The organism is Actinophytocola sp. (genome assembly GCF_035634895.1).
Lineage (GTDB): Bacteria > Actinomycetota > Actinomycetes > Mycobacteriales > Pseudonocardiaceae > Actinophytocola.
The window spans coordinates 1-3,165 of sequence record NZ_DASQCC010000176.1 but is presented as its reverse complement, the minus strand read 5'-3'; the positions used below and the strand labels follow the sequence as shown (position 1 = coordinate 3,165).

At 72.0% G+C, this 3,165-nt stretch carries 5 protein-coding genes; all 5 read right to left on the bottom strand.

Annotation, left to right across the window (positions count from 1 at the left end; translation table 11 throughout):
- On the bottom strand, nucleotides 1-267 hold a 267-nt coding region (locus tag VET29_RS26150), incomplete at its 3' end, for a hypothetical protein (protein WP_414636607.1).
- A gap of 40 nt (nucleotides 268-307) precedes the next feature.
- Nucleotides 308-796: a hypothetical protein gene (locus tag VET29_RS26145; RefSeq protein ID WP_324925075.1), complete on the bottom strand. Its 489-nt coding sequence runs from the start codon at nucleotides 794-796 to the stop codon at nucleotides 308-310.
- A gap of 66 nt (nucleotides 797-862) precedes the next feature.
- Entirely contained in the window at nucleotides 863-1,264 is a 402-nt protein-coding gene (locus tag VET29_RS26140; protein WP_324925073.1) for a hypothetical protein, read from the bottom strand.
- Nucleotides 1,265-1,526: 262 nt separating this feature from the next.
- Nucleotides 1,527-2,528: a hypothetical protein gene (locus VET29_RS26135; protein WP_324925071.1), complete on the bottom strand. Its 1,002-nt coding sequence runs from the start codon at nucleotides 2,526-2,528 to the stop codon at nucleotides 1,527-1,529.
- Nucleotides 2,529-2,554: 26 nt separating this feature from the next.
- Complete coding sequence (locus tag VET29_RS26130; protein ID WP_324925069.1) at nucleotides 2,555-3,040, bottom strand: hypothetical protein; 486 nt, start codon at nucleotides 3,038-3,040, stop codon at nucleotides 2,555-2,557.
- Between the last annotated feature and the right edge of the window lie 125 nt (nucleotides 3,041-3,165).

Sequence of the window (3,165 nt, the reverse complement as noted above, 5' to 3'; positions counted from 1 at the left end):
GCGTGCAGCCGGGCTGTTCTGGCAGCGGTGGCACGTGACGGCCATGACGGTCGGCTCCAGCAGTCGGCCGCTGGTGCCGCCTACGCCCGAGCCGCAGGCAGGCACCGGAAGCGGCGCGGCGTCCATCCAGTTGGGCTTGATCTCGACAGCGTGGATCGTGCCGGAGCTGGGGTTACGGCCGTTGCTCCTGATTCGGCCGGTGATCCTGTTGCGGAACCGCTCGGCGTTCGCGTCAAGGATCTGCTGCGCGGTGATGGTCGCGGTCACACCATCAGGGTAAGCCGCGACACCGACAAGACCAGCGGCTTTACGGGTGAGAGCCCTCGGGGGCGTCCCAGGCGCGGCCGGTGTGTTCGTAGTGCACGACGGCGAGTTCGACGCGCAGCGCGGCCACGTCCTCGTAGCGCAGCTCGACCGTGCCGACCGGGGACCACGCGGGGTGGTCGCCGTAGATGATGGCTGGGCCGTAGGCGCGAACGATGTCGTCTCGCTGCTCGGTGCGCCAGTTCAGGTTCGCGTTCAGGATCTCGGTGGCGTGCGGGCTGCGGCACCAGTCGGTGTAGGCGGGGTGCTCAGCGATCTGCTCGAACGCGGCGAGCACGCGGGGGATGTCGTCAGCGAGCACAGCGAACCCCTCGCCCTTGGACCCGTAGATGGTGCGGCGCGGCGGGTCAGGCTGCTCGCCCTCGCGCCAGGCGTTGTAGTCGCCCATGCTGCCGGACAGGTAGGCGGACTCGCGGCGCACTTCGACCGCGTACGGGTCCATCTCGGGGGTGGGTTGCAGCAGTGCGCCCATGGCGGGTGTCTCCCTTGTGGTGGTGGCGCGGGCGGGCTGAGGGTAGCCCGCCTGCGCTCGGGGTGGTCAGACGTCGCCGGGTGCGTCCGGGTGAACCGGGCAGGGCCCGAACGTGTCGCTGCCGGTGTCGGGGTGCACGTGCGGGATGCCGGACAGCGAGCAGGCGGTGTCGGGGTCGTTCGCGCAGTCCTCGACGCACCGGCACTCGGCCGCGCGCCGGCCGCGGTCGATGGCGTCGGCGGCCTGGTCGGCGGCGCGGGCGAGCGCGTCGAGCCCGGCCGCGAACAAGCGCAGGTCGCGGCTGGTGTTGTTCGGGTAGATGACCAGCGGGCCGACGCGCTCGATCATGCCGGTCACGAGCTGGTCGAGTCCGCGGGGCGGGTGAGCAGGGTCGACGCCGCGGGCGCGGGCGGACTGCGCCAGCAGCTCGTCCATGCGGATCACGTCGTCGGGGTCAGGGGTCGTCATGCAGTGCGCTCCAGAGTCAGGGCACCCAGTAGATGCCGGTGATGGTGCGGTCGCCGCGCCAGACGAGCGCGACGCACGTCTTGTGCGCTTCCCACTAGGTCGGGGCGGCGACGAGCGCTTTGACGATGACGAGTGCGAGGACGCCGCGCTTCACGTCGTCGTTGGTCGAGACGTGCACCTCGAACTCGAACAGCTCGTCGGCCATGGTGGGCGGGTCCTTCCTCCGGCGGCGGGCCGCGGGGACCGGCCGCCGGGTACGGGGTTATGCGGGTCGGGGTGCGGGTCGGGTGGCTGACGGGATGACGTCGCAGGCGATGCCCTCCGCGCGGTAGTTGGTCGCGACGTGCTCGGCGAGGTCGTCGGTGTTGTAGGGGCCGAGGATGTCGTGCCGGTCGTCGAGCCGGGTGCCTTCGGCCGGGATGATCCAGTACGGGACGCGCCGGGTGGGGAACGACTCGACCCCGGAGCTCCGCTGCTCGGCGGTCGCCAGCGGGGCGGCGGGTGCGGCCGGGTCGAGGTGGGCGGCGTACAGCTCGATGGCGCGGCCGTGCAGCTCGTCCATCACCGCGTCGCGCATCGCAGCTATGGCCGGGGTCAGCTCGGCGGGGCGGATGACGTCGAGGATCTGGCCCACGGCCACTTCGTCCGCACCGGTGGCGAACAAGGCGTCGGACTGCTCGCGGGCCCGGTCAGCGAGCGCCCGCGTGTGCAGCTCCTCCATGAGCGTGCCGCGGTATCCCTGGTCCCAGGGCGTGACGTACGCCGGTTTGGTGGCGAGCAAGGTCAACTCGTGGGTGGGCGGGTTGTGGGCGATCTCGACCTGCGCGGCTTCGCGGCCGAGGAGGAACGCGTCGTACTCGATGCGGGCGCGCTCGTGCAGCACATCGAGCAGCGCGGCGCGGAACGCGACGGTGGCGGGGTCGGTCTCCCCGGCGGCGAACGCTGCGCCCTCGCTGATCACGATGTCCCGGCTCATGGCGATGTGCAGCTCGGCCTGCTCGCGTCCGGCGCGGGTGAGCACGACGTCTTCGCCGTCGACGAGCACCGTGCGCACGACGCGGCCCAGGTTGGTCAGCTCGAAGAAGTTGGGGCGGCCGGGACGGGTAGGGCTGTTCTCGGTGACGAGTCCGCGCCGTGCAAGGGCTCGCCAGGTGTTGGCCGGGCGCGTGGTCATGCGGTCGCTGGACTTGAGTTCGTCGCGCATCGCGGGCGAGAGCTTGCGTGCGATCTCGACGGCTTGGCGGGCGGTGTCGATGGCGTTCATCGGGTGGGCCTCTCGGGTGGGGGTGGTCAGCTGGCGTAGACCTGGAACGGGGTGTAGCGGCGGCCGTCGTGGTCGACCCAGGGCCGGCGGGGGTGCTCGTCGTCTGGGCGGAGCTGGACGGACTGGTAGGCAGAGGTGTAGGTGGCCCGGCCGTTGGTGCTGGCGTCGAGCAGGGCGGCGTTGCGCTCCTGCTCGCGCTCGGCGAGCTGGGCGAGTCCTTCGGGGGTGGCGGGCATGGTGTGCCAGTAGTGGGCGACGTCGATGCGCACGACCCAGCTGTGCTCGTGCACGCGCTCGTCGCTGTCGTGCCAGAGCGGGCACAGTGCGTCGGCGACCTGGCGGGCCTGCTCGTCGGTGGCGCGGTAGGGCAGGTACACGCGGCACGCGGTCTTGCTGGTGGTGACCTTGCGGACGAGGTGGGCGAGGCCTGCGGCCTTGAGGGCGGCGCGGACGTTGCGGGCGCAGGGCCGGATGGGGGCGACGTCGGGGCGGGTAGTGGTCGGCGTAGGCACTGCTGCCCGTCCTTTCTGCCCCGGACCGGCCGGTGGTGGGCGGCCGGTCCGGGGCGGTTGGTGTTCGCGGGTGGTCAGCGGGCCGGAGCCGGGTAGGTGGCGAGGTGGGGCAGCGCGGCGACGAC